A 25,567-nucleotide genomic window follows, 5' to 3' on the forward strand; every position below is an offset into this window, starting at 1 on the left:
TTTTGTATGTACTTTTTGCGGAGTGGCAATGGTTAGCAGGCAGTCCCTTGATCAGACTGAACAGTTAGACGCATCCGCACGAGCCGCCTGGGCTCGTATCTGGAGTTCCATCTCCCCCGAATCGCAGTTTCTTGCCTGGATGGACTGGATGCGTCATCTGGCCCTTAGCCCTGGCAAACAAGAACAGTTGCGTCAGTTGGCGCAACGTCAGTGGGAACAGCTATTTCGTGAATGGAGCGAGGAGCTGGCCGCATCAGCCCAGTTGTCTCCCCAAACCTCAGAACAAGCTGCAGCGCCTGCCTATACCGACCGCCGCTTTTCCGACCCCGCCTGGGATCGTTGGCCTTTTAATTTGCTGCGACAAACCTATCAGGCGCAGCAGCAGTGGTGGCAAAGTGCCACGGAAGGCGTAGCCGGTGTGGAGCCTCATCATCAAAAACTGATTGCCTTTGGTGTTGAGCAATGGTTGAACATGCTCAGCCCCAGTAACTTTGCCTGGACCAACCCCTTGGTGTGGGATAAAACCCTTGCAGAACAGGGGGATAACTTCAGCCGTGGCCTGGAGAACTGGCAGCAGGATATGCAGGCCCAGTTCGCGGGTGAACCGCCCGTAGGCACCGAAGATTTTGTGGTCGGCAAGGATGTGGCGGCCACGCCGGGCAAGGTGGTACTACGTAACGAGCTGGTCGAACTGATCCAGTACACGCCTTCTACCAAGCAGGTCCATCCAGAGCCTGTGCTGATCGTTCCGGCCTGGATCATGAAGTACTACATTCTGGATCTGTCCGAACAAAATTCCCTGATCAAATACCTGGTGGATCAAGGCCACACGGTGTTTTGCCTGTCCTGGAAAAACCCGCTTGCCGAAGATCATGCCTTCGGGATGGACGACTACATTCGCCTGGGCTGGAAGGCCAGCCTGGATGCTGTCAACGCCATTGTTCCCGGCCAGAAAATCCACGCCACCGGTTATTGCCTGGGCGGTACCTTGCTGGCGATTGCCGCGGCTGCCATGGCACGCGATGGGGACGACAGGCTTGCCTCCCTGACGTTCTTTGCGGCCCAAACCGACTTTTCCGAGCCGGGCGATTTGTCCCTGTTCATTGACGAAAGTCAGGTCAGCCTGCTGGAAGCTCAGATGGCCGACGAGGGCTATTTGCGCGCCAATCAGATGGAAGCCGCTTTTCAAATGCTGCGCTCCGCTGATTTATTGTGGGCGCCCATGGTTAATAAATATTTATTGGGCGAACGCCGCCCCTTGAACGATTTAATGGCCTGGAATGCAGACGCCACGCGTATGCCCGCCACCATGCATTCGCAATATTTGCGCCGCATGTATTTGAATAATGATTTAAGTCAAAACCGCTATCCGGTTGAAGGCCGTATTGTTTCTCTGGCGCAGGTTAATTTGCCTATTTTTTGTGTCGGTACTGTTTCCGATCACGTTGCCCCCTGGCGCTCTGTTTACAAGTTGCATTATCTGGTGCCTGCCGAAATTACCTTTGTATTGACCACAGGTGGGCATAACGCCGGGATTGTCAGCGAACCGGGCCATCCGCGTCGCAAATATCAGATTCATACCCGCGCAGCAGGCACTGCGCCTGTTCTGGTGGACGACTGGCAGGCACAAGCCACCTCGCATCAGGGTTCCTGGTGGCCCGCCTGGACGGAATGGCTCAAGGCGCGCTCGGGAGCGGAGGTGAAACCACCGCAAATGGGTGCCGCCAAACAGGGCTACGCCCCAATCGGCCCGGCTCCCGGTCAATACGTATTAGTGAAGTAAGCAGTCAGTTCATACAAGCTCGCTAAATGGTGAGCTTGTCGCTCTGTTTGATGTCGGCGATAGGCGCAAAGCCTATCGCTGACGTGCTGTTTTGCCTTGACGGCAGTTCCCTTTTTCTCATTAGGCATTTTTTCCAATGGCCCCACAGACCTACGATTTGAGTCTCAAGCACCGAAGCGCTGCGCGTCGCCCTCATTTCGCGCTGGCTGCCTTGCTGGTCACCCTGGCGGGTTGTGCCTCGATGGCACCCGATTACGATCAGCCCGCTTCCCCCGTTCCACAGGCTTACTCGGACCTGTCCGCAGGCCCGGCCAATGCGGTGCGAGCGCGTGATCTGGGTTGGCGCGAATACTTTAAAGACCCGGTTCTGAGCAAGCTCATTGAGACTGCGCTGGAAAATAACCGCGATATGCGCGTGGCTGTTTTACGGGTGGACGAAGCCCGTGCCATGCTGAATTTGCAGCGCAGCGAACGCTTTCCTGAATTTACCGTAGGGGGGCAAGCTGCTCGTTCGCGTGTGCCTGGAGACATGAACCCCAGCGGTCAGGCGGTGACAGGTGGTGATTATCGTGCCCAGGTCGGTTTGACCAGTTGGGAGCTGGATTTATGGGGACGCGTACGTAGCCTTGAAGATGCCGCCTTGCAAGGCTGGCTGGCTACCGAGGCAGGCCGACAAGCCGTGCATGTCGCTTTGGTCTCGCAAGTGGCCAATAACTATCTTGTGGTGCGCGAGCTGGACGAACGCGTGCAGATCGCCCGCAAAAGTGTAGAGACTCGTCAGGAGTCTTACCGCATTTTCTCCCGTCGTTATGAAGTTGGCGCAACGTCCAAGCTGGATGTGACGCAGGTGCAAACCTTGCTGACGCAGGCTCAGTCCATGCTGGCCCAGCTGGAACAGCAACGTGCGGTGCAACTACATGCCTTGCAACAGCTGCTGGGGGCCGATCCGGGCGTCTCTCCAACCGGTGCGCCTTTGAATGAAAACATCATGTTGGCCGAGCTGTCCCCCGGTTTGCCTTCGGACCTGATGGTCTGGCGTCCCGACATTATTGCGGCTGAACACAAGTTGCGTGCCGCCAATGCCAATATTGGGGCTGCCCGTGCCGCTTTCTTCCCCCGCATTGCCTTGACTGGCAATTTCGGCACCGCCAGCGCCGAGCTGGATGGTTTGTTTGATTCTGGCAGCAAAGCCTGGATGTTTGCTCCGACCATCTCCCTGCCCATCTTTGATGGTGGCCGCCGCAGCGCGAATCTGGACGCCTCCTATGTGCGTCGCGACATGCGCATTGCTGAATACGAGAAAGCTATTCAAACCGCCTTTCGTGAAGTGTCGGACGCCTTGTCGACACGCCACTGGTTAAGCCAGCAGTTGGAAGTTCAGCTGGTCGCCCGCAGCGCCCAGACCGAGCGCGCCCGTCTGGCGCAGATGCGTTACGACAACGGTTCGGCTGCCTATCTGGAAGTGCTGGATGCGCAGCGTGACTTGCTGGATGTGGAGCAGCAAGTGGTGCAAACGCGCCGCGCGCTCCTGGCCAGCCAGATTGCCATGTATAGCGCCTTGGGCGGTGGGCTGGACCCCTCCGAGCCCCTGACCAACACCCATAACTCCTCTAATTCGGATCCATCCTCGAGCCAGCTATGAGCAAACAATCCTCTTTGAAAAAAAATCTTGTTCCTGTCCTAATCGTTGCCGGGGTTCTGGGCCTGGGGTGGTGGGCATGGCAGAAAATGTCCAATACCGGCCCTGGCGCTGGCTTTGTCAGTGGTAATGGCCGTATCGAGGCGACCGAGATTGATATCTCCACCAAGTTTGCCGGACGTATCCAAAGCATCGCCGCCCACGAGGGCGATTTCGTGAAAGAAGGTGAAGTGCTGGCCATCATGCAGCAAGACAGTCTGGAAGCGGCCCGCGATGAAGCTGTGGCTGGTTTGCGTCAGGCTGAAAACAATGTGGCGGCCTCTCAGGCCCAAGTGGCCTTGCGTGAAAGCGATGCCATCGCTGCCAAAGCCTTGATTGGTCAACGTGAGTCGGAACTGGACGCAGCCCAACGTCGTCTGGCGCGTTCCACCACCTTGTCCAAAGAAGGTGCCGCTTCGGCGCAGGAACTGGATGATGACCGTGCCCGCGTGCGTGGTGCTCAGGCTGCGGTAGCTGCTACCAAGGCCCAGGCCAATGCCGCAGAAGCGGCCATTAATGCTGCCAAAGCTCAGCTGATCGGTGCCCAATCTGCCGTGGAAGCCGCCAAGGCTGCTGTGGCCCGTATCGAAGCTGACTTGCGCGACAGTGAGCTGGTCAGCCCCCGCGATGGTCGCGTGCAGTTTCGTGTCGCCCAGCCCGGTGAAGTACTGGGTGCGGGTGGCCGTGTGCTGAACGTGCTGGACCTGTCCGATGTGTACATGACTTTCTTCCTGCCCAGCGAAGTGGCCGGCAAGGTGGCGTTGGGTACCGAGGTGCGTCTGGTGCTGGATGCCATTCCGGACATCCCGGTTCCGGCTACTGTGTCCTTCGTGGCCAGCTCTGCCCAGTTCACTCCCAAGAGTGTGGAAACGGCCTCGGAGCGCCAAAAACTGATGTTCCGCGTCAAGGCCCAGATTGCCCCCGAGCTGTTGAAAAAGCACCTGGAGCAAGTCAAGACCGGCTTGCCCGGTGTGGCCTGGGTAAAGCTGGACCCCAATGCCAGCTGGCCTGAGTCGCTGACTTCCACCTTGACGGAGTAAACCATGCCCAAGCAGCAAGCGGCGGCGGTTGCTCGCGTTGTTGAACTTAGCCAGCGTTATGGCGACACGCTCGCACTGGATCGTTTAAGCCTGGATGTGCCTGCCGCTTGCATGGTCGGACTGATTGGTCCTGACGGCGTGGGCAAGTCCAGCTTGCTGTCCTTGCTGGCGGGCGCCCGTGTGATTCAGGAAGGCCGTATTGAAGTGCTGGGTGGCGATATGGCGGAAAAAAGCCATCGCGACCAGATTTGCCCGCGCATTGCCTACATGCCTCAAGGCTTGGGCAAGAACCTGTATCCCACCTTGTCGGTGGAAGAAAACCTGCAGTTTTTTGGTCGATTGTTCGGGCACGATGCTGCCGAGCGCCGTCGCCGAATTGACGATTTGACGCGCAGCACGGGCCTGCATCCTTTTCTGACACGGCCTGCAGGCAAGCTTTCGGGCGGTATGAAGCAAAAGTTGGGTCTGTGCTGCGCATTGATTCACGACCCGGACTTTCTGCTGCTGGACGAGCCTACCACCGGCGTGGACCCTTTGGCCCGCAAGCAGTTCTGGGATCTGATCGAGCGTATTCGCATCGAACGTCCCGGCATGAGCGTGATTGTCGCCACCGCTTATATGGACGAGGCCCAGCGCTTTGATTGGCTGGTTGCCATGGACGACGGCCAGATTCTGGCAACAGGTTCGCCCAAGGAACTGCTGGAGCGCACGGAAAGCAAGAGTCTGGAGCAGGCCTTTATTCGCCTCTTGCCCGAGGACAAGCGTCAAGGCCATAAGGCCGTAGAAATCCCGCCACTGGATGTGGATGCCGACGATATTGCCATTGAGGCCGAAGGGCTGACGATTCGCTTTGGCGACTTTACCGCCGTGGACAATGTGTCCTTCCGGATACGTCGTGGCGAAATTTTTGGCTTTCTGGGCTCGAACGGCTGCGGTAAATCCACCACCATGAAGATGCTGACGGGGCTGTTGCCTGCCTCCGAAGGTCAGGCCTGGTTGTTTGGCCACGAGGTTGATCCCAAAGACATCGATACCCGCCGTCGTGTGGGCTATATGTCACAGGCTTTTTCCCTGTACAGCGAGCTGACGGTCCGGCAAAACCTGGTGCTGCACGCCCAGTTGTTCCACGTCCCTGAGGACGAGGTGGAAGGCCGTGTGGCGGAAATGGTGGAGCGTTTTGAGCTGGGCCAGATTCTGGACCGTTTGCCCGATGCCATTCCTTTGGGGATGCGCCAGCGCCTGTCCTTGGCGGTGGCCATGGTGCATAAGCCAGAGCTGCTGATCCTGGACGAACCCACTTCCGGTGTGGACCCAGTGGCTCGCGACAATTTCTGGCGTTTGCTGATTGAGTTGTCCCGCCGCGACAAGGTCACGATTTTTATCTCCACCCACTTCATGAACGAGGCCGAGCGTTGCGACCGCATGTCCATGATGCATGCCGGTAAAGTGCTCGATAGCGATACGCCTGCGAACCTGGTGAAAAAGCGCGGCGCCGCTGATCTGGAAGAAGCCTTTATTGGTTATTTGCTGGAAGCCAGTGGCCCCGAGCCTGAAGTAGAACCGGCGACAGAACAGGCAGTGGTGGCAAACGAAGCTCATAGCGAAAAGCGCGAACGCTTCAGCTTGCAGCGTTTGCTGAGCTACACCTGGCGCGAAGCGCTGGAGCTGCGTCGTGATCCGGTGCGAGCCACTTTGGCCTTGGCCGGTTCCCTGATTTTGCTGTTTGTGATGGGTTTCGGTATCACGCTGGACGTAGAGGATTTGCGCTACGCCGTGCTGGACCGCGACCAGACCAGTATCAGCCAGAACTACGCCTTGAATCTGTCCGGCTCGCGCTATTTTCTGGAGCAGGCCCCCTTAACGGATTACCAGGATCTGGACGACAGAATGCGGCGCGGCAAGATTGCGCTGGCGATCGAAATTCCGCCCGGTTTTGGACGTGATGTGCTGCGCGGCAGCAAGCCGGAAATCGCCGCCTGGGTGGACGGTTCCATGCCTACCCGTGCCGAAACCATTCAAGGCTACGTGAAGGCCATGCATCAGCAATGGCTGATTACTCAAGCCAAGGAGCGTCTGGGGGCAGGGGCTTTGGTCGTGCCCGCCAGTATTCAGGACCGTTACCGCTATAACCCGGACGTCAAGAGCTTGCCGGCCATGGTGCCTGCCGTGATTCCGGTGCTGCTGCTGATGTTGCCTGCGATGTTGACGGCATTGTCCGTGGTGCGTGAAAAGGAACTGGGTTCCATCATCAACCTGTACGTTACGCCGGTCACCCGAGTGGAGTTTTTGCTGGGCAAGCAAATTCCCTATATCGGCCTGGCGATGATCAACTTTCTGTGCATGTGCCTCTTGGCCATCACGGTGTTCGATGTACCCATCAAGGGCAGCTTCCTGACCTTGAGCGTGGCCACCTTGATGTTTTGCGTGATTTCTACCGGCATGGGGCTGGTGGCTTCCACCGTGACGAAAAGTCAGATCGCGGCCATGTTCTTTGCCATGATCGGCACCATGCTACCCGCCACGCAATTGTCCGGTTTGCTGAACCCGGTGTCCTCCATGGAAGGGATCAGCCGTTGGGCGGGCGAGATTTATCCGGCTACGCATATGTTCAACATCAGTCGCGGGGTATTTAACAAAGCGCTGACGTTCTCGGATCTGCACGGGGCCTTGTTTGCCTTGTTGCTGGCCATTCCGGTGGTGTTGGGCGCGGCGGTCATGCTGCTGAAAAAGCAGGAGAAGTGAGATGAGAAAACTCAAGAATGTACTGTTGCTGGGCCGCAAGGAGCTGTGGAGTCTGGCGCGCGACCCCATGATGCTGCTGCTCATTGTGTACGTGTTTTCGGTCTCGATTTACACCTCCGCAACCGCGCAGCCCGAAACCTTGAACAATGCGCCTATCGCGATTGTGGACCAGGACCAGAGCCCCTTGTCAGCGCGCATTACGTCGGCTTTTTATCCGCCTGAATTCATCCACCCGCACATGATCGAGTATGGGGAAATGGACTCGGGCATGGATACGGGGCAGTTCACCTTTGTGCTGAACATTCCACCGAACTTTCAGCGCGATGTGCTGGCCGGACGCAGCCCCGAAGTGCAGTTGAATATTGACGCCACCCGTATGAGCCAGGCCTTTACCGGCAATAACTACATCCAGCAGGTGGTGATGGGCGAGGTTAACGAGTTTGTGCGGCGGTATCGCAGCATTGACACCTTGCCGGTGGATCTGGCCTTGCGGGTGCGGTTTAACCCCACACTGGAAAAAGCCTGGTTCGGCAGTATTGCTGAGGTCATCAACTCGGTGGCGATGCTGTCCATCATTCTGACCGGAGCCGCCCTGATCCGGGAGCGCGAGCACGGCACGATCGAACACTTGCTGGTGATGCCGGTCACACCGGGCGAGATCATGGCGTCCAAGGTCACGGCCATGGGACTGGTGGTTCTGGTGGCGACGGCGGCTTCGCTGAATTTTGTGGTGCGAGGTCTGCTGGGCGTGCCTATCGAAGGTTCCATTCCCTTGTTCCTGTGCGGCGCCGTTCTGTGTCTGTTTGCCATGACTTCCATGGGGATTTATCTGGCTACCTTGTCGCGCAGCATGCCCCAGTTTGGCCTCTTGTTGATGTTGACCTTGCTGCCCATGAACCTGCTCTCGGGCGGACGTACCCCCCGCGAAAGCATGCCTGAAATTGTTCAGAACCTGATGCAACTGGCTCCCACTACACACTTCGTGTCCCTGGGGCAGGCCATCTTGTTCCGGGGGGCTGGCATTGAAACGGTATGGCAACCCTTTTTAGCCCTGCTGGTGATCGGGACGGCTTTGTTCCTTCTGTCACTGCGGCGTTTTCGTAACACCATCTCTCAGATGGCTTGATGGACTGGGCCCCGTCAGGGGGCACTTTTTTCCTTTAAGGAGATTTCGATGAGCATGGAAACACTTCCCCTGGATCTGTACAAGGCCAATGTTGAGTTGCAACTGCGTATCACGCGCCTGCTGCAGGAGGGCGGCCATCGCTGGCTGGAGTCCGTACAGAAAAGTAATTTGCGCAGCATGGAGCAGACCACGGCCGAGATTGAAGGCTTGTTGCAAACGGCTAACTGGCAGTCCTTGGCCACCTTGCCCGCCGACACGTTCTGGCGCTTGTTCCAGCACGGCGTTAACGACAGCCAGACCATCAATCAATTAGCGATTCAGAACCAGACCGAGTTCACCTCCGGTTTGCAGGAAGCGCTGGAAGCCTGGCAGAAGTCGGTGATGGCGGTGGTCAGCAATACCAGTGCGGCCGTGCCAATGATGGATATTTTCAAGCAGTGGGGCGCACCTTGGGCAAACGCTGCCAGCGCCTCTGACACTAAAAAGGGAGCATAAGCGGTATGTCTACGGTTAAACGCACGGCCTTGGTGACAGGTGGGATGGGCGGTCTGGGCCAAGAGATCGCCCGTGCCCTGCATGATGCGGGCCATCAAGTCCTGGTGACTCACTCGCGCAGCGAGGCTGATGCCCAGGTCTGGCTTAAAGAGCAGGCCGATGCAGGTTATGTGTTTCAGGGCTATCACGTTGATGTGGCCGATTTCGAATCGTGCCAGCAAATGGCGCAAGCTATCGAGAAGGACGGTCTGCAAGTCGACATCCTGGTCAATAACGCCGGTATTACGCGCGATGGCACGTTCCGCAAGCTGAGCAAAGACAAGTGGGACGATGTGCTGCGCGTCAATCTGGACTCGGTGTTCAACGTGACCAAGCCTTTTATTGACGGCATGCTGGAGCGTACCTGGGGCCGAGTGATCAATATCTCGTCCATCAATGGCAGCAAGGGACAGTTCGGTCAAACCAACTACTCGGCCGCCAAGGCAGGGATGCACGGTTTCACCAAGGCTTTGGCTCAGGAAGTGGCGCGCAAGGGCGTGACCGTGAACACAGTTTCCCCTGGTTATCTGGCCACCAAAATGGTCATGGCTGTGCCTGAAGATGTGCGTAACAGCATTATCGCGGGCATTCCAGTCGGCCGTCTGGGCAAGCCCGAGGAAATTGCCGCTCTGGTCACCTTTATTGCCAGCGAAGCAGCTGGATTTATGACAGGTAGTAATGTCGCCATGAATGGCGGCCAGCATATGTATTAAGTCCGACCCGGTTCGGCTGCTGCCTGTATGGGCCCGCTTGTCGGGCCTGCGACTTATGAAAGGAATGGATATGCACAAAGATATCGCCATTGTTGCTGCGACTCGTAGTCCCATCGGCCGTTTTCAAGGGGGGCTGTCTACGGTGCCCGCCCACGATTTGAGCGCACAACTGATTCGTGCCGTGCTCCAGAGTACGGGCGTTGCAGCCGAACAGATTGATGAAGTTATTCTGGGCCAGATTCTGACCGCCGGCGCTGGTCAGAACCCGGCCCGTCAGGCCGCGGTGAACGCTGGCCTGCCTTATGAAGTTCCCTCCATGTCCCTGAACAAGCTTTGCGGTTCAGGCTTGAAAGCGGTGCATCTGGCGGCTCAGGCCATCGCCCTGGGCGATGCTGATCTGGTGCTGGCTGGCGGTCAGGAAAGCATGAGCCTGGCCCCCTTTGTTGTACACAAGGCGCGTACCGGCTTGGGCCTGGGCCACGCCATGATGGACGACACCTTGTTGCGTGACGGTTTGACCGACGCTTTTCATAACTACCACATGGGGATCACGGCTGAAAACCTGGCCGAGCGCTACGGCATCACCCGCGAACAACAAGATGCTTTTGCGGTGGAGTCCCAGCGTAAAGCCGTAGCCGCGATGGAAGCCGGACGCTTCAAGGACGAAATTACCCCCATCGACGTACCTCAGCGTAAAGGCGACCCTGTGCGCGTTGAGGCCGACGAACAGCCGCGTGCCCAAACCACGCTGGAGTCCTTGGCCAAGCTGCGTCCTGCCTTCAAGAAAGACGGCACGGTTACCGCCGGGAACGCGTCCACCATCAATGACGGTGCAGCCGTACTTTTGCTGGCCAGCGCAGAGAAAGCCAAGGAATTGGGCCTGCCCGTTCTGGCCTGGATTCGTGGCTGGGCCAGCACGGGCGTAGATCCGGCCATCATGGGTATTGGCCCGGTATCGGCCAGCCGCAAGGTCTTGAAGAAGGTGGGTTGGGAACTGGATCAACTGGACCTGATCGAAGCCAACGAAGCCTTTGCCGCTCAATCGCTGGCGGTGGCCAAAGACTTGCAGTGGGATATGGACAAGGTCAACGTCAATGGCGGTGCCATCGCTTTGGGTCACCCCATTGGTGCTTCCGGCGCGCGCGTGCTGGTGACCTTGGTTCATGAAATGCGTCGCCGTGGTGCCCGGAAAGGTCTGGCCACCTTGTGCATTGGCGGTGGTCAAGGCGTAGCGATTGCTATTGAGGCCGCTTGAACAGATAGCTGATGGAAGGGAGAAGATGATGACAGATAAGTCTCGTGACGACAGCACGGCCTGGTCCTCCTGGATGATGAATCCCTGGAACCTGGGTCAGACCGTCTCCTCGTACCTGGTGGACGCCTGGCAGCGCGCCATTCTGTATGCCGATATCGAGCGTCAGGTCGGGGATCAGTACCAGGCCCAACGCAAGGTTGAGGTGCCCAATGTGCTGAACTTTCCGGCTGAACTGGTCATGTCGGGCCTGAGTCTTCCCCGACCCGTTAACTATCTGATGGTGCGCATTCTGGCACCGGAAGATCAGCCTACCGATCCCAGCAAACGTCCTTTCCTGGTGGTGGACCCCAGGGCAGGGCACGGGCCGGGGATCGGTGGCTTCAAGTCCGACAGTGAAATCGGTGCTGCGCTGCAAGCCGGGCACCCTTGTTACTTTGTTGGTTTTTTACCGGACCCTGTTCCCAGCCAGACCGTCGAGGATGTGATGCGTGCCCATGCTGCCTTTGTTAGCAAGGCGGCAGAGCTGCATCCGGAAAGTCAGGGCAAGCCGGTGGTGATCGGCAATTGTCAGGCGGGCTGGCAGGTCATGATGGCCGCCGCCGTCTGGCCGGAGCTGTTTGGCCCCTTGATTCTGGCCGGTGCGCCCGTCTCCTATTGGGCCGGTCGCAACCCCATGCGTTATGCCGGTGGTCTGCTGGGCGGTAGCTGGCTGACCGCCATGACCAGCGACTTGGGCAATGGCCGTTTTGATGGTGCGTGGCTGGTCAAGAATTTCGAGAACCTGGACCCGGCCAATACCTTGTGGTCCAAGCAGTACAACGTGTACGCCAAGGCCGACACCGAGGCCGAGCGCTATATCGGTTTCGAGAAGTACTGGGGCGGTTATGTCTTTCTGAATGATGTGGAAATGCAGTACATCGTGGACAACCTGTTCATTGGCAACAAGCTGTCTACAGCCCAGTTATTGACGTCGGATGGCATCCGTATCGACCTGCGCAATATTCGCTCGCCCATTGTGGTGTTCAGTTCCTTTGGCGACAACATCACGCCGCCTGCACAGGCCCTGGGCTGGATTACTGACTTGTATCTGGACGACGATGATGTACGCAGTCACGACCAGACCATTGTGTTCACGACCCATGATCGTATCGGGCACTTGGGTATTTTCGTGTCGGGCAGTGTGGGCAGCAAAGAGCACCGCAAATTTGCCAGCACGATTGATCAAATTGACCTGTTGCCCGCCGGAATTTATCGGGCCACTGTCGAGGAAACGCCTGACGACGACACCTTATTGGATGACCCCTATCTGATGTCGGTGCGTCAAAGCAGCCTGGCTGAAATTGCCGAGATTGTGCAGCCTGATCCCGAATCTGATCGCCGCTTTGCTGCCGCTGCCCGTCTGTCGGAGATCAATCTGGCTTTTTACAAGAGCACCTTGCAGCCTTGGGTAAAAGCGTTGACCACGCCTTATACCGCTGCGCTGCTGGAAGCATTGCATCCCATGCGCTTGTCTTACGAGTCCTGGACCAGCGCCCACCCCTGGGCCGCAACAATCCACCAATGGGCCGAGAATATCGCACAGCAGCGTCAGACTGTGGATGAAGATAATCCCTTCCTGGAGGCGCAGGAGAATTTCTCCCAGGCCATGGAACGGGTCTTGAATAATTACCGTGATCGTCGCGACAGCATCTATCAGATCTGGTTCGACACCGTCTATGGCTCTCCTTTGCTGATGGCCCTGGCCGGTCATGCACCGGGCGATTCCATTCCGGCGCGTCCCCATCCAGGCAGTTCGCCCGAGCATCTGGCCTTTGTACGCCAGCAAATGCACAGACTGGATGGCTTGTTGAACGAAGGCGGTTTGCTGGAAGCAGCACTGCGTGGTTTGTTCCATATTGCCAAGCAGCGCAACAGCGTGGACGAGCGTTATCACCATGCTGCCATGCGTTTGCGCGAGCAATACGACACGGGCAATTTTGATATTGAAAAAATGCGTGCTGCAATTCGCGAGCAGGCCCTGGTGCTGGCGCACCACGGTCATAAGGCCGTGGAAGCGATTCCACATTTGCTTAGCAAGCAGACGCCCGAGGAAATCCGTCTGGTGGCATCCCTGATCAAGAAATTGATCAGTGCTATAGACGAGCAGGATGCCGCTCCCGAGGCGGTGGTCAAGGCGTCTGAAGAAGTGTTGGGTTTGTTCGAGTCAGCTGCCAAACAGCAGGAGCAGGCAGGGAAACCGGATGAGGCAAGCACCAAGCCTGTAGTGAACACGGCGGCCAAGACGGCAGCCAAGACCCCAGCATCAGCGGCCGAGAAAGCTGCAGCTCCTGCGCCGGTGAAATCTGTCGCTCAGACCTTGATGGCGACGGCAGCAACACCAGTGAAAACCGGTGCCCAAGCCTCTAAAGCGACGCAAGCCAAATCAAAGACAGCAAGCTCGGCAAGTAAAACGCAGCCAGCCGCTAAAGCAGCTGCAAAACCGGCTGTGGCAGAGTCAGTGAAACCGGCTGTGAAGTCGACAGCAAAGCCGTTAGCTCAAACCGCAGCAGGCATTCCCGCTAAAGGCGGGGAGGCAGCAGCCAAGCTGGTGGAAAAGGTAGAAGCCAAAACCGCTGCGCCCAGCAAAGCTGCTCCTGCCTCTGCTAAAGCAGCAGCTGAAAAAGCGGCTTTCGCAGCTGGCTCCTCATCCGTTGCAGCCAAGTCGCCTTCAAAAGCGTCGGCATCCCAGTCAGCCAGCACCGGCGGTACGGCATCCAGGAATCGTCAGCGCAAATCCTGAGATTTGGCGTGAATGAATTTTTGAAGGAGTTTCAAGCATGAAGTATTCATTTTCCGGCCACTCTGCTCTGGTAACGGGTGCGGCCTCCGGCATTGGTGCCGCCACGGCCCGCATGCTGGCGGCCAATGGTTTGTCGGTCGTGGTGTCCGACGTACAGGCTGATGCCGTGCAGGCCGTAGTCAAGGAAATTGAGCAGGCCGGTGGCAAGGCCGTGGGCAATGTGGCCGATGTCACCCAGCCTGATCAAGTAAAGGCGGCTGTTGATTGCGCCATTGAGCATTTCGGGGCCTTGCACTTTGCCGTCAATAACGCCGGTGTGGGCGGGGATTCCGGCCCGGCTGGCGAAATGGACCTGGATGGCTGGCGTCGCCTGATCGACATTAATCTGAACGGCGTAGCCTATGGCCTGCGCTATCAGATCCCCGCCATTTTGGCGGCAGGGGGCGGCGCCATTGTGAATATGTCTTCCATCATGGGCCTGGTTGCCAATCCGACATTGCCCGGCTACAACGCGGCCAAGCATGGAGTCGTCGGCCTGAGCCGTTCTGCGGCTTTGGAGTATTCCTCCAAAGGCATACGCATCAATACCATCCACCCCGGTTATGTGGATACCCCCATTCTGTCGGGCTTTGATGAGGCCGCGCGCGCTGCTTTGGTGGCCCAGCACCCGATTGGTCGTTTGGGCCATGCGGATGAAATCGCCCATGCCATTGCTTTCCTGCTTTCGGATGGTGCCAGCTTCATGACGGGCGCCTGCATGGTGGCCGATGGGGGCTACACCTCTATTTGAGTTGGGGGATCACGTCGCTGCGAGAACAAAATCAGTATTTCAATCCAAAATTAGCCAGCGAAAATCCGGGCCCCACTTTTACTGGGGCCTATTTTTAAGGAGTTCCACAATGAAGTATTCATTCTCTGGTCACTCTGCTTTGGTGACGGGGGCAACGTCGGGTATTGGCGCTGCAACCGCACGTGTGCTGGCTGCGAATGGTTTGTCTGTGGTGGTGTCCGGTAGAAATCGTAGTGCCCTGGAGGAGGTGGTCAAGGAGATCGAACAAGCGGGTGGCAAGGCGGTAGCCCAAGTAGCCGATGTGACCAAGCCCGAGCAAGTGAAAGCCTTGGTGGATTGTGCCATTGAGCATTTTGGCGCTTTGCACTTTGCTGTCAATAATGCAGGCATTCTGGGCGGCTCCAAGCCGGTTGGGGAGATGGATCTGGATGATTGGCATCGCCTGATCGATACCAATCTGAATGGCGTAGCCTATGGCTTGCGCTATCAGATTCCGGCTATTTTGGCAGCGGGTGGTGGGGCGATTGTGAATATGTCGTCCATCATGGGCCTGGTGTCCAATGCCCGTTTGCCCGGCTATAACGCGGCGAAACATGGGGTAGTGGGGTTGAGCCGAGCCGCTGCGCTGGAATACTCCTCCAAAGGCATACGCATCAATACGATCCATCCCGGCTATGTGGATACGCCGATACTGTCGGACTACGACGATGCGGCGCGGGCAGATCTGGTGACTCAGCATCCTATTGGCCGCTTGGGGCATTCAGATGAAATTGCCCATGCCATTGCCTTCCTGTTGTCGCAGGGGGCCAGCTTCATGACGGGAGCATGTCTGGTGGCCGACGGGGGCTATACCGCTCGTTAAGCGACAGGTTTGGCGGCTCTTTTTTTGTGTTGGAGCCGCCATCCTGTGTTGGAAAATATATTGATGCCGACATCCGACATCCGACATCCGACATCCGACATCCGACATCCGACATCCGACATCCGACATCCGACATCCGACATCCGACATCCGACACCTGACACCTGATATCCGGCTCGATCCTTGATGCGGAGGAATGGGGCACCTCTATTCCAGTCTTATTTCACACCAATAATTTTGATGGTAGTGATCGATACCGAGCCCGGCAGCACACCAGTAGCAGCATGAGCCTCGGTGATAGGGATATGGATTCTTGCCGAACCGCCAATACCCAGTTGTTTGACGATATCTTGGAATAGGGGCGGCAAGTTCGTGGTGAGACTGGTTTTGGTTTCTCTGGCCGCCAGCACCTCACCTGTGGCCAGTTCCTCATCCAGTTCAAACAGAATGTCGCTGCTAGCGGTTACCATGGGCGCCTTGCCCTTGCTCAAGATTTTGTAGACCACACCATCAGGCATTTTGATTGCGCCTTTTTCGGCTCCAGCCGCCGCAAGAACAGACTTGGCCTGTTTCTCGTTCTTGGACAGCATGGCTTGCTCCAATAACTTGTCTACGTTGGCCAGCTCCACAGAAATGATGCTGGAGGACAGCTGCAGGCGTTGATCGATCTTGTCGCTGAAGCCTTGTGAGAAGGCTTGCAAATCCAGTGTTTTGCCAATGGATGCCAGCTTCTGTGTCTCGTGCGGCGCACTGTCCGCATACCAGGCTCCGATGGCATAGCTAAGGCGGATATCTGACGAGGCTGCATCATTCACAATCATGCGCCTGGGGGCTCCGCCAGATTCGGCCTTGCTGGCAGTAAGAGCCTGCGCGACCAGTCTGTGCTGCAAGTCCTGTTTTGTTTCTTTCAGATCATCAATTTCTTTTTTGAGGGTGGTGATTTCAGCCGCATTTGCAGCCAGTCTGCTGTCTTGTGACTGGCCATTAGACAGCTCCAGGCTTCGGTCTCTTTGCAGGCTTTCCAGTTCTGATGCCAAAGCATGTTTCTGATTCAGCTCCTCTTCCAGACGCTGACTCAATTCCTTGATCCGTGCTTGGTTCTGCTCCTGATCGATAGCAATGGGCGCCAGGACCAGAGCTCCATCCGGTTCTGCCTGTAGCTGCTGGAGTTGTTGTTGCAACTGGCTATTCAGGTTTTCGGCATCCGACAGGCGCTGCTGCAAGGCGATCAACTGAGTATTGGCTTGATGCAGTTCGTTGCGGAGCAAGGCGTGGCTGTTGTCCTGATCAGAATCGACAGCGAAAGAGGGGACGGTATTTCGCTTTACTGGATTTGAGGCGGATTGGGGGCGAGCTAGGCCGTCGCCAATAATGTTTTCCTGGGCCAGACGGTCTAGTAAACCTGTTCCAACCGAGTGAGAGGCCTCATAGAAAATCAGCAAGGTGCAGCACAGGGCTGCATTGAAGTACTTTTTCATAGCTTGTTCAGGGATTGAACGCGATCGACCATATTGGAATAGACGGCGTTGTTGATCCGGATGCAAACCAGGGAAAGCATTTTATTCACTTCGGTCAGCATGATTTCAGACGCATTTTCATCAATCAGAGATTCATTGGCTTTGTAGATGCCAAAGTTCTCATCAATGGTCTGCATTTGCTGTCGATATTTCTCATAAGAGACGGGGTCCAGCTCTTTTAGCGCCGCGAATTCCTGATAGCACTTGTCTTCCTTGCCCGACGCGGCGGATTCCGGGGTGGGCCGAACAGGGGCGCTAGCTTGGCAAGCAGAAAGAAAAAGAGCGACCAGGATGGCCGCGCCGGGAACAGCGAATCGCATAAACACCTCGAGACGTTCGACTATCTTTATTCAGATTCTTTTAGGGGACGAGCATTGAGTTCGAGCGTTGCAGCCAAGTTGGGACATGCAGGCCATCGCTGCCTGTGGTAAGTGATAGCCTCGCGTGGCGTGATCAGAGTGTCTGGGCTTGTGCTGCACGGGAATTGGACCATGCAGATGCGGGCAGAAAATTAAGAACTATCTGATTTTCACGGCTTGCGATTATCGACAGGAGTACAAAAATCCTGCCGCTTTTCATAGGAAGCCGTGATTGTGCAGGGGCGGGCTTGAAAGCCCGCTAGCGTGTTCAGTGGGTAAGGTCCGGATCTATGGCTTGCCTGATGTTTGGGGCGGAATATAGATCAGCGACAGAAGCAGTAGCATCAGGCAGATAAGTCCGGCCAGAATATTGGTGCCGCTCCAGCCAGCAAAGCTGAACAGGAAGGCAGGGGCAAAGGCACCCAGTGTGGCAAAGATGGAGACGCCCAGATCATTCAAGCCCTGTACCGCCATAGCTTGCGGCTTGCCTTCCAGGCAGTTGCTCAGCAAGGCACTGCCACCGACATAAGTAAAGTTCCATCCCAGCCCCAGCGTTAACAGGGAAAGGCTCAGCGCCGTATAAGTATGAGCCACGATATTGGCCAGACTGCTGAGCAGCAAGAGCACGATGCCGCTGATGGCAATGGTTTTCAGGCCAAATTTTTGAATCAGAAAGCCGGTGAAAAAGGAGGGGGCAAACATGGCCAGCACATGCCATTGAATGGCGGTGCTGATATCCGAGAAATGCACATGAAGATGGGACATATGCATGGAAGCTTGAATCATCAGCAGATTCATGATGCCGTAACCTATGGCCGCAATGCAGATGGCAATGGCCAGGGTTTTGTTGTGCAGCACCAGTCCAAGTGCCTGGCCACGGCTTTTTTCCCCGAGTGCCGCGCCATGACTCGGTTTTACTTCTTTGATGAGCAGATTCAGCATCAGCGACACTAGGGCCAGAACGGTGAGGGCAGCATAGCAGGCTGCAAATTCCTGTCCGAAGCTGCTGCTTTTCAAACCCCGTATCAGCATTGGGCCTGATACTGCGGCAAGCACCCCGCCAGCCACAACTAATGAAATGGCGCGTGGTTTCAATCTGTTGTTCAGCCCGTCCGTGGCTGCAAAGCGATTGAAGTTGGCAAAGGCAATATAGATTCCCAGTAGGGCGTGTGAGGCCACCAGCCAGGAAAACTGCTTCATTTCTATCGCCCAATATCCCACCACCCCCGATACAGCCAAAGGCAGGCTTGCCAGCAGAAAGGATTTCTTGCGACCTATGGCAGCCATCAATCTGGAGGCGGGCAGGGTAAAGAGCATCACAAACAGGAACTGAAAACCGTATGGAACGGTGGATAACCAGGGCTCGGGGGCCAAACTGCCACCTACCAATGCAGCCATGGTGACAGACATGACGGCAGTGGTCAGGTTGATGGATTGGGCCAGAAAGTAAAGGTAGGTTCTGTAAGGAAGGTGGGTGGCAGTCATGGTGCTACGTGGTGAGGGATATTGAGGCTGATCGTGCAGTCAGGAACAGCGGAAGTGTGATGCAACGCGTTCTGTATGTGCAGGAGAAAATGCGGGTCACGCCTGCACATGCTGGTGGGGATTTTGGCCTTGTCGGGGGCCCCTGTCTCGAACAGTCGGTGTACTATCCTGAAAACTGTTAGCTAATTTTTTCTAACAGTGTTTGGGGAGCAGGCAGGTATGGATTTTCACGAGCGTTTGAAGGACGCCATCCTCCAGGGCGAGTGGGCGGTAGGGCAGCAGTTACCTTCGATTCGCAAGATGATGGTAAGGGAGGGTTTGAGCCATCACACAGTCGTCAGTGCGTACACCCGTCTGGTGGGTGAGGGCATGCTGGAGGCCTTGCAAGGGCGCGGTTATTTTGTGGCCCGCTGGTCCGGTTTGAACGAGGACCTGCCCATTCTGCCGTCCGAAGCCCCGATGGATCCCTTGTTTAAACTGCTGCAGGCCAGGCCCGAGCAGTGCAAGCTGGGCTGTGGTTGGTTGCCCCTGCCTTGGCGGGATACGGATATGCTGGCCAAGGCCATACGCAAAACGGCCCGATCTGGCCGTAGTGGTTTGGTGGAGTATGGCGATATTCATGGGTATCTGCCGTTACGCAAGCAGTTGTCCCTTTTGCTGCGTCAATCGACCTTGATCCAGGTTTCCCCTCAGCAGATTTTGACGACCCTGGGAGCAACGCAAGCCTTGGATCTGATCTCGCGCACGGTGATTCGCGCCGGGGATCATGTTCTGGTGGATGAGCCTTGCAGCAGTAATTTGATCAAGCTGATTCGTTTGTGCGGTGGGATACCTGTCGGGGTGCCTCGTCTGGCGGATGGGCCGGATGTGGCGGCGCTGGATCGTATTTTGCAGACTCACAAAGTGCGGGCTTTTTTCTGCAATAGCACGTTTCATAATCCAACTGCTGCGGGTTTAAGTCCCAAGGTGGCTTTTGAAGTGCTAAAGCGCGCAGCCGAACACGATTTTCTGATTGTGGAAGATGATGTGTATGGGGATTTTTTCCCTGGTGTGCGTCAGACGTTTGCGGGGTTGGGGGATTTTGAGCATGTGGTCTATATAGGCAGTTTCTCCAAGTCGCTGTCGGCTTCCTTGCGTATCGGCTATCTGGTTTGTGGGCCGAAGTTGATGGAGTCCTTGCTGCGTCTGAAATTGTTGACCAGTGTGGCCGTACCGGGGTTTTGCGAGCGTTTTGTGAATACGATTCTGGCCGATGGCACTTATGCCAAGCACACGCAGGCGATTCAGCGCCAGTTGATGACGCATCAGCAAGTTGCGCAAAAGGTACTGAAAGAATACGGCTGGGAGTTCGAGGTGCAGGCGCAAGGTGGAATGTTCTTGTGGATTCGGCATCCGGATCTGCCGGATTTGACGGACTTTATTCAGCGGCTGGAGAGCAAAGGGGTTTTGCTGATGCCGGGCAGTGCGTTTGCCGTCAGCAAGGAGTTCAAGGACAGGACGCGATTGAATGTGGCGCATTTGATGCCTGCGGTGTTTGATTGTCTGGATGTGAGTGTGGGAGCTTGATTCTTGGTCAGTATCTGGGTTTTTTTGCCAAGACGCCCCTCAAGCCCGCCGCCCGACCAATCTGCTGAGCCCTTGCCGGTGCTGCGCACCGGTGCCCTTGGCGTACCATTGCTCCGGGCGCGCCCTTAACTCCGGGGGTGACTGGTCCCCCGGACCAGCCACAAGCGTCCCCGTCAAACAGAAGGGCGCTTGCATCCCTACGCAATGGTTCGCCGGCGGCAAGGACTCTGACCCGCCGATTGGTCGGGCGGCGGGCTTGAGGGGCTTGGGAAATACATAAAGAACAAGCCAGAATCCCAAACTGGGTTCTGGCTTGTTGGTGTAAAAAAACCGGCCCCGTTTGCCTATGCATACAGGTGGGGCCGGGGTCGGCTTAAGGCTTCAGAACGGGTTGGTGTCCTGCCAGGGGTTTCATCGATTCCACGGCGTAGGCTACGTTCAGGATGCGTGCTTCTTCAAAGGCAGGGCCGATGATTTGCAGGCCTACGGGCATGCCGTTGGAGATACCGGCGGGCACCGTGACGGCCGGCAGACCGGTCAGGTTGCTGGGGCCGGTAAAGCGGATGCCTTCGTCGATGAAGTCCAGCGTTTTTCCGTTGATGTTGACGGTATCCATGCCAATGTCCGGTACCTGGCAAGGCAGGGTGGGGGCGATGATGACGTCTACGTCGCTGAAGGTGCCGGTAAATTGCTGTTTCAGGGCGCGGCGTACTTGCTGGGCTTGCAGGTAGTCGATGCCGCTGAACAGTTCGCCCAGTTCAAACAGGAAGCGAATGTCACCGCCAAAGTCTTCTGGGCGTTTGATCAGGTCCTGGTGGTGGATGGTCGCCGCCTCGGTCAGGCTGACGGCCAACTCGGCCCATTCGGAGTAGCGCAGGGCAGGCACGTTCAGGGGGATGACCTTGGCGCCCTGTTTTTCCAGGTCGGCTAGGCGGTCGCGAATGACTTTTTCAATGCCCGAGTCGACGTTCTTGAAGAAGTAGTCTTCGATGATGCCGATGCGCAGACCTTTGACGTTGCCGTTCAGAGCGCTCAGGTAGGAGCCGACAGGGACATTGGCGCAGGTCGGGTCGCGGGGATCAAAACCGGCAATCACTTCCAGCATCGCGGCAGCGTCCGCTACGGTTTTGGACATGGGGCCAACGTGGTCCAGGGTCCAGGCCAGTGGGTAGACGCCAAATTTACTGACGCGTCCGTGCGTGGGTTTCAGACCCACAATGCCGCAAGCGGCCGACGGGATGCGAATGGAACCGGCTGTGTCAGTACCCAACGTGTTGTAGGAACTGTGGGAGGCAACGGCGGCGCCGGAGCCACCGCTGGAACCGCCGGGGACGCGATCAGGGTTCCAGGGGTTATGCACGGCACCAAAGTGCGGGTTGTTGTTGTCAATGCCCCAGGCATATTCGTGCATGTTCAGCTTGCCGGTGAAGATCACCCCGGCATCGCGCAGCTTGGTGGCAACGGTGGCGTCGTCCTTGGAGACAAAGTCCTTGTGAATCTTGGAGGCCATGGTGGTGACCTCGTTCGCAAAGTAGATATTGTCTTTCAGCGCCAGGGGCACACCATGGAACACGCCCTTGTACTTGCCGGCCATGATGTCCTGTTCGGCTTGCTTGGCACTTTTTCTGGCCTGCTCGGCGGTGACGGAAATGTAGGCGTTGGTCTGTGGGTTCGACTTGTCGATGTAGGCCAGTAGGTTGTCGGTCACTTCGACAGGAGAAACAGTCTTGTTGCGCAGTTTGTCCGCCAGTTCAATGACGCTTAGCTCAAGCAATTCCTTATTCATGGTGATCCCCTCCGGCCAGGTGTTTGATAGCAAGGTCGGCATCGTCAATGGCGATGCCTTCCAGATTGCCTTTCATGGCTTGAATCTCGCGCCATTTGGTCTCCAGCTTGGCCAGATGTTCGGGACTGGGGTGTATTCCTTTTGCAGCCAGGGTGTCTTTGACACTTACAGTCATTTGTCCTCTCCTTATCGTTTTCAAAACCGTGCATGCGCCGATGACGCGCACAAAAAAAGCCCCACCCCTGGTGACAGGGAGTGAGGCTTTATTGCCTGCATGTCGCTGGCAACGTTGGCAGCGCATGCATGTGTTTTGGCAGACTCAGATGTCTGCTTTTTCAATCTACAAAATATTGTTGCCTAAACATACTGGGGTTTACCAGAGGGCGTCGAGGACGGGAAAAGCTGGTCGATTTTGCAGCTTTCCGGCCTCTGATCTATGCGCTTTAGCCGGCTTGATTCACAGATTTAGACAGTAGGTAAAAAGCACTATCGGAATAGTCTTATGGTTTGTTGGGGTATGAATTGGTGAAATTGTATCTGGGTCTTTTTACATACCTATTTAACAAAAGGTAATCCCATGAGAAATAAAAAATTCAAAAGCAAGTTGTGTTCAATGCTGGTAGCCGGTTTTATTACCTGCTTTTCCGTGAATACTATTGCTCAAACTAATGAGGATTGCATAAGAAATACGGATTTGAATTTATATGATTGGAAGGTTGAGCCTTATGGAAATGGGTTCTATAACGGTCAGGTAATAGCCTCGGCGCTGACATACTCGACATTTTTTTATTCGGGATACGAGCGCAAAACCAGTGTGGATGCAGGGGGGGTGAACGGTGGTGAACACCCCTATAACGCTATTCCTATGCCCAAAACACCTGGTGTGGGAGTGCGAGTTTCCTGGAATGGATTTTATAGCCTTTACGCGTTTACTGCTTCTTCTGTCCGTCCTAACGGAACCCCGGTTTCTGTTCCTTATCTGGGGAAGATGTTGACTGGAGAAGGCCCCAGAAGCTACACGATTTCGTATTATTTCAAATACGAAATTGTGGTGATCGACGCGGAAAAATATAAGGGTGGGAAGCTTGAGGTAACTAATGAGCAGGCAGTTACTGCTTTTGTTTCTCGGACTAGTTCAGCAGGCAGAAACACAATTTGCGTTAATGGGATTCTTGATTTGATGGCGCCTTTGGTAAAAGGGGGTGGAATTCCCGAAATGCCCAAACCTCCAGCTCCTACCTGTTCGTCGGCGGACCTGAACCGGGTGGTGTCCATGCCGCCCATCACCCTCTCGCAGTTGGCCGCATATGGCAGCAGTCGCAGCGAGGGGAGGATCGCTGAACAAAACTTTGAACTGGTAGGCCGCGGCTGTCCGGCAGGTACCACGATCAAGGCCTTTTTTACCGATACTCGTGCCAGTTCGGAGCCCAAGAATTATTTGCGCTCTTCACATCCGTCGGTTGGTGTGCGTCTGTATCACCGGGATAGCCAGCAGCCAATCGGGTTTGGGCCTGCGCCTGTGGGTTCCACTTTGCCGGACCGTCCCCCCGTCGTGGAAGGGCCAACAAGCAGCTCTTTATCTGATATGTATTTGCCTATCACCGCCCAGTATGTGCAATTGCCCAATGTGCAAAGCGGCACGGTAACACCAGGCAGTTTGCAGGCCGAGGCCGTGGTCACTTTCATGTATGACTAGGCCTGTGATGGCATCCGCTCATACAAAGAGCGGGCTGCACTGGCAAGGGCTGGGGTTTTCAGACTATTCCTAGGCCATTAGCCCGCAGGAAATCTTACGATCTCAGTTATCGATTCTGGCCTGGAAATTCCAGTCTGTTCATTGTTAGCCGGGGACATTCATGTTCGCACCATCCACTTCTCACCTGCCACCTACGATGGTGATGAACTTGCTTCGTCAGCCTCGCTCGGAGTCCGGCTTGTGGATGCCCCGGCGCATTGTCCCTGCTGTCGGGCGTTCTGCTAAAGCAAGCGCAGCTCCGGTAGACAGCAAGGCCTTGAGCAGCCGCCTAGTCCGGCCTTACGGCTTTTCGGGCCGTAGGGGGTGCGCTCAGGCTGAACAGGGCGGGATGCTGATTACGCGGGCCGTTTTGCTCGATGCCTTGCGGAAGGAGCAGGTTCAGGCGTGGCTGCAGCCCAAGGTCTCGGTGCAGTCCCAGCAGTTGGTTGCGTTGGAGGCTCTGGCGCGCTGGCGTCACCCTCAATGGGGTGTCTTGTCACCCGATGTGTTTTTGCCCTGGTTCAGTGAGCATGGCCTGGACGAGGCTTTGCTCTTGCATATGCTGCAAGAGGTTCTAGGTTTACAGGCCTATTGGCGTCGTCAGGGTTTGTCGGTGCCTGTTGCAGTGAACCTGCCCACTCATTTGCTTGATGATGTCAGCCTGCCAGATCGTCTGATGGCCTGTGTACAGGAACAGCAGGGGCAGGCCAGCCAGATTACGTTGGAGTTGCTGGAAAACTCCAACACCCGGACGCCCTGCGCCTTATTTTTAGGGGCTTCACGCCTGGTAGCGATGGGCTTTGGGCTGGCGCAAGATGATGCCGGGGTGGCCTACAGCTCAATGGAACGTTTGATGTCAGCCCCGTTTTCAGAACTCAAACTGGACCGGCAAAGTGTGTATGGCTTGGCGCACAGTCGCGAGCAAAGCGAACAGGTACAAGACTGGATCCGGGTGGCCAAGCAGCGTGGCCTGCGTGTTACCGCCGAAGGAGTAGAGCAGCAGGAGGATCTGGATTGCTTACGACAAATGGGCTGTGATTATGCTCAAGGCTATTTGTTCGCCAAACCCACACCCGCCTTTGAGCTGGATATGTGGATGCGTCAGCGTTGGGCGACATGAATCAAGCATGCCCGGCCCTGCCTTGTGCGTATTTAGGAGAACAGGTTGTTCTGGGTACAGAACGCAATCAGGTCCTGGTTGTTATGCACGTTCAGTTTGCGCATGGCCGATGCTTTTTGGGCGCTGATAGTCTTGATGCTGCGGTTTAATTGTTCAGCAATGGCGCTGATGGAGTCTCCCATGGCAAACAGGCGCAGGACTTCAAATTCCCGGGGGCTCAGGGACTCCAGGCGTTCCTGTACCGAGCTGGTCAGCACGTCTTTGGGCGTATCTTGCTTGAAATTGGCCGGGTAGTACTTCACGCCCTGGCGCAACAAGTGCAGGGCGACCAGGACTTCAGAGAGCTCGTCCTGTTTGAGGACAACTCCTTGTACGCCAGCATCGTACAAAGAAGAAATAATCATGGGGTTGGACACCATGGTCAGCACAATCAGTTTGACGTCTGGAAAGTGGCGCCGTAGATAAGAAATGAAGCGCATCCCGTCGCCATACTGCTCATCGCCGGGCATGGAGTAGTCGGTAATGATGGTATCGGGCTGGTTTTTCTGCAGGTGCTCGACCAGCTCCGAGGGGCTGGCAGCTACGGCCTCAACGCTCAGGTTGATATCGCGGCCCAGCAGCTCGCGTATCCCCATCAAAATCAATGGGTGATCGTCTGCAATGATGACGCGCAGTTTCTGAATGGCGGGCATTCGGG

General features: G+C 56.2%; 20 protein-coding genes. 14 read left to right on the plus strand and 6 right to left on the minus strand.

Features of this window, described 5'->3' with window-relative positions:
- Positions 1-28: 28 nt before the first annotated feature.
- From MID00_RS12855 to MID00_RS12905, 11 genes are all read left to right on the plus strand, one after another.
- Entirely contained in the window at positions 29-1,783 is a 1,755-nt protein-coding gene (locus MID00_RS12855; protein WP_031232705.1) for an alpha/beta hydrolase, read from the plus strand.
- A gap of 136 nt (positions 1,784-1,919) precedes the next feature.
- Positions 1,920-3,425, plus strand: coding sequence for an efflux transporter outer membrane subunit (locus tag MID00_RS12860; protein ID WP_254498918.1), 1,506 nt, complete (start codon positions 1,920-1,922; stop codon positions 3,423-3,425).
- The gene (locus MID00_RS12865) at positions 3,422-4,501 is read left to right on the plus strand and encodes an HlyD family secretion protein (protein ID WP_009459316.1); all 1,080 of its coding nucleotides are present in this window, start codon (positions 3,422-3,424) and stop codon (positions 4,499-4,501) included. Before MID00_RS12860 ends, MID00_RS12865 begins: the two co-directional genes overlap by 4 nt.
- A 3-nt stretch (positions 4,502-4,504) precedes the next feature.
- On the plus strand, positions 4,505-7,243 hold the full coding sequence (gene rbbA / locus MID00_RS12870; RefSeq protein ID WP_254498919.1) for a ribosome-associated ATPase/putative transporter RbbA: 2,739 nt from the start codon (positions 4,505-4,507) through the stop codon (positions 7,241-7,243).
- A 1-nt stretch (position 7,244) separates the two neighbouring features.
- On the plus strand, positions 7,245-8,369 hold the full coding sequence (locus tag MID00_RS12875) for an ABC transporter permease (RefSeq protein WP_021446932.1): 1,125 nt from the start codon (positions 7,245-7,247) through the stop codon (positions 8,367-8,369).
- Positions 8,370-8,423: 54 nt separating this feature from the next.
- Positions 8,424-8,864: a phasin family protein gene (locus tag MID00_RS12880; RefSeq protein ID WP_235484280.1), complete on the plus strand. Its 441-nt coding sequence runs from the start codon at positions 8,424-8,426 to the stop codon at positions 8,862-8,864.
- Positions 8,865-8,869: 5 nt separating this feature from the next.
- On the plus strand, positions 8,870-9,616 hold the full coding sequence (phbB, locus tag MID00_RS12885; RefSeq protein WP_009459304.1) for an acetoacetyl-CoA reductase: 747 nt from the start codon (positions 8,870-8,872) through the stop codon (positions 9,614-9,616).
- A 70-nt stretch (positions 9,617-9,686) separates the two neighbouring features.
- Complete coding sequence (locus MID00_RS12890) at positions 9,687-10,871, plus strand: acetyl-CoA C-acetyltransferase (RefSeq protein WP_254498920.1); 1,185 nt, start codon at positions 9,687-9,689, stop codon at positions 10,869-10,871.
- Between the two features lie 73 nt (positions 10,872-10,944).
- On the plus strand, positions 10,945-13,650 hold the full coding sequence (locus MID00_RS12895; protein ID WP_368044567.1) for a DUF3141 domain-containing protein: 2,706 nt from the start codon (positions 10,945-10,947) through the stop codon (positions 13,648-13,650).
- 37 nt (positions 13,651-13,687) lie between these two features.
- Positions 13,688-14,440: an SDR family NAD(P)-dependent oxidoreductase gene (locus MID00_RS12900; protein WP_009459298.1), complete on the plus strand. Its 753-nt coding sequence runs from the start codon at positions 13,688-13,690 to the stop codon at positions 14,438-14,440.
- A gap of 109 nt (positions 14,441-14,549) precedes the next feature.
- Positions 14,550-15,302: an SDR family NAD(P)-dependent oxidoreductase gene (locus MID00_RS12905; RefSeq protein ID WP_254498922.1), complete on the plus strand. Its 753-nt coding sequence runs from the start codon at positions 14,550-14,552 to the stop codon at positions 15,300-15,302.
- 218 nt (positions 15,303-15,520) lie between these two features.
- Here MID00_RS12905 and MID00_RS12910 read toward each other — a convergent pair whose 3' ends face one another.
- The 3 genes from MID00_RS12910 to MID00_RS12920 all read right to left on the minus strand — a co-directional run bounded on the left by MID00_RS12910 (position 15,521) and on the right by MID00_RS12920 (position 18,663).
- Entirely contained in the window at positions 15,521-16,780 is a 1,260-nt protein-coding gene (locus tag MID00_RS12910) for an FKBP-type peptidyl-prolyl cis-trans isomerase N-terminal domain-containing protein (RefSeq protein WP_254498923.1), read from the minus strand.
- Positions 16,777-17,139, minus strand: coding sequence for a hypothetical protein (locus MID00_RS12915; RefSeq protein WP_147293836.1), 363 nt, complete (start codon positions 17,137-17,139; stop codon positions 16,777-16,779). The genes MID00_RS12910 and MID00_RS12915 overlap by 4 nt, the downstream gene beginning before the upstream one ends.
- A gap of 327 nt (positions 17,140-17,466) precedes the next feature.
- Positions 17,467-18,663, minus strand: a complete 1,197-nt coding sequence (locus tag MID00_RS12920) for an MFS transporter (protein ID WP_254498924.1) — start codon at positions 18,661-18,663, stop codon at positions 17,467-17,469.
- A 219-nt stretch (positions 18,664-18,882) separates the two neighbouring features.
- Between MID00_RS12920 and MID00_RS12925 the strand changes: the two genes are divergently transcribed.
- A complete protein-coding gene (locus tag MID00_RS12925) occupies positions 18,883-20,229 on the plus strand; it encodes a PLP-dependent aminotransferase family protein (protein ID WP_254498925.1) in 1,347 nt (448 codons plus the stop codon).
- 373 nt (positions 20,230-20,602) lie between these two features.
- Here the strand turns inward: MID00_RS12925 and MID00_RS12930 are convergent, their stop codons facing one another.
- Together MID00_RS12930 and MID00_RS12935 are read right to left on the minus strand one after the other, a co-directional pair.
- The gene (locus tag MID00_RS12930) at positions 20,603-22,015 is read right to left on the minus strand and encodes an amidase (RefSeq protein WP_115633984.1); all 1,413 of its coding nucleotides are present in this window, start codon (positions 22,013-22,015) and stop codon (positions 20,603-20,605) included.
- Complete coding sequence (locus tag MID00_RS12935; protein ID WP_003803240.1) at positions 22,008-22,190, minus strand: hypothetical protein; 183 nt, start codon at positions 22,188-22,190, stop codon at positions 22,008-22,010. The genes MID00_RS12930 and MID00_RS12935 overlap by 8 nt, the downstream gene beginning before the upstream one ends.
- A gap of 402 nt (positions 22,191-22,592) precedes the next feature.
- Here MID00_RS12935 and MID00_RS12940 point away from each other — a divergent pair, with 402 nt between their 5' ends.
- Both MID00_RS12940 and MID00_RS12945 read left to right on the plus strand, forming a co-directional pair.
- Positions 22,593-23,711 (plus strand): fimbrial protein, encoded by a 1,119-nt coding sequence (locus tag MID00_RS12940; RefSeq protein WP_115633983.1) that lies wholly within the window; start codon positions 22,593-22,595, stop codon positions 23,709-23,711.
- Between the two features lie 160 nt (positions 23,712-23,871).
- Positions 23,872-24,870, plus strand: a complete 999-nt coding sequence (locus tag MID00_RS12945; protein WP_254498926.1) for an EAL domain-containing protein — start codon at positions 23,872-23,874, stop codon at positions 24,868-24,870.
- Positions 24,871-24,902: 32 nt separating this feature from the next.
- On the opposite strand, the gene MID00_RS12950 is transcribed toward MID00_RS12945, so the two are convergent.
- On the minus strand, positions 24,903-25,562 hold the full coding sequence (locus MID00_RS12950; protein ID WP_035272032.1) for a response regulator: 660 nt from the start codon (positions 25,560-25,562) through the stop codon (positions 24,903-24,905).
- Positions 25,563-25,567 lie beyond the last annotated feature (5 nt).

Origin of the sequence: Alcaligenes sp. NLF5-7 (genome assembly GCF_024266725.1) — a bacterium.
Taxonomy (GTDB): domain Bacteria; phylum Pseudomonadota; class Gammaproteobacteria; order Burkholderiales; family Burkholderiaceae_B; genus Alcaligenes; species Alcaligenes phenolicus.

What these genes read in the sequence shown, in the direction of transcription:
- MID00_RS12855 (WP_031232705.1), top strand. Translation starts at nt 29, where the DNA reads ATGGTTAGCAGGCAGTCCCTTGATCAGACTGAACAGTTAGACGCATCC.
- MID00_RS12860 (WP_254498918.1), top strand. Translation starts at nt 1,920, where the DNA reads ATGGCCCCACAGACCTACGATTTGAGTCTCAAGCACCGAAGCGCTGCG.
- MID00_RS12865 (WP_009459316.1), top strand. Translation starts at nt 3,422, where the DNA reads ATGAGCAAACAATCCTCTTTGAAAAAAAATCTTGTTCCTGTCCTAATC.
- rbbA (WP_254498919.1), top strand. Translation starts at nt 4,505, where the DNA reads ATGCCCAAGCAGCAAGCGGCGGCGGTTGCTCGCGTTGTTGAACTTAGC.
- MID00_RS12875 (WP_021446932.1), top strand. Translation starts at nt 7,245, where the DNA reads ATGAGAAAACTCAAGAATGTACTGTTGCTGGGCCGCAAGGAGCTGTGG.
- MID00_RS12880 (WP_235484280.1), top strand. Translation starts at nt 8,424, where the DNA reads ATGGAAACACTTCCCCTGGATCTGTACAAGGCCAATGTTGAGTTGCAA.
- phbB (WP_009459304.1), top strand. Translation starts at nt 8,870, where the DNA reads ATGTCTACGGTTAAACGCACGGCCTTGGTGACAGGTGGGATGGGCGGT.
- MID00_RS12890 (WP_254498920.1), top strand. Translation starts at nt 9,687, where the DNA reads ATGCACAAAGATATCGCCATTGTTGCTGCGACTCGTAGTCCCATCGGC.
- MID00_RS12895 (WP_368044567.1), top strand. Translation starts at nt 10,945, where the DNA reads ATGATGAATCCCTGGAACCTGGGTCAGACCGTCTCCTCGTACCTGGTG.
- MID00_RS12900 (WP_009459298.1), top strand. Translation starts at nt 13,688, where the DNA reads ATGAAGTATTCATTTTCCGGCCACTCTGCTCTGGTAACGGGTGCGGCC.
- MID00_RS12905 (WP_254498922.1), top strand. Translation starts at nt 14,550, where the DNA reads ATGAAGTATTCATTCTCTGGTCACTCTGCTTTGGTGACGGGGGCAACG.
- MID00_RS12910 (WP_254498923.1), bottom strand. Translation starts at nt 16,780, where the DNA reads ATGAAAAAGTACTTCAATGCAGCCCTGTGCTGCACCTTGCTGATTTTC.
- MID00_RS12915 (WP_147293836.1), bottom strand. Translation starts at nt 17,139, where the DNA reads ATGCGATTCGCTGTTCCCGGCGCGGCCATCCTGGTCGCTCTTTTTCTT.
- MID00_RS12920 (WP_254498924.1), bottom strand. Translation starts at nt 18,663, where the DNA reads ATGACTGCCACCCACCTTCCTTACAGAACCTACCTTTACTTTCTGGCC.
- MID00_RS12925 (WP_254498925.1), top strand. Translation starts at nt 18,883, where the DNA reads ATGGATTTTCACGAGCGTTTGAAGGACGCCATCCTCCAGGGCGAGTGG.
- MID00_RS12930 (WP_115633984.1), bottom strand. Translation starts at nt 22,015, where the DNA reads ATGAATAAGGAATTGCTTGAGCTAAGCGTCATTGAACTGGCGGACAAA.
- MID00_RS12935 (WP_003803240.1), bottom strand. Translation starts at nt 22,190, where the DNA reads ATGACTGTAAGTGTCAAAGACACCCTGGCTGCAAAAGGAATACACCCC.
- MID00_RS12940 (WP_115633983.1), top strand. Translation starts at nt 22,593, where the DNA reads ATGAGAAATAAAAAATTCAAAAGCAAGTTGTGTTCAATGCTGGTAGCC.
- MID00_RS12945 (WP_254498926.1), top strand. Translation starts at nt 23,872, where the DNA reads ATGTTCGCACCATCCACTTCTCACCTGCCACCTACGATGGTGATGAAC.
- MID00_RS12950 (WP_035272032.1), bottom strand. Translation starts at nt 25,562, where the DNA reads ATGCCCGCCATTCAGAAACTGCGCGTCATCATTGCAGACGATCACCCA.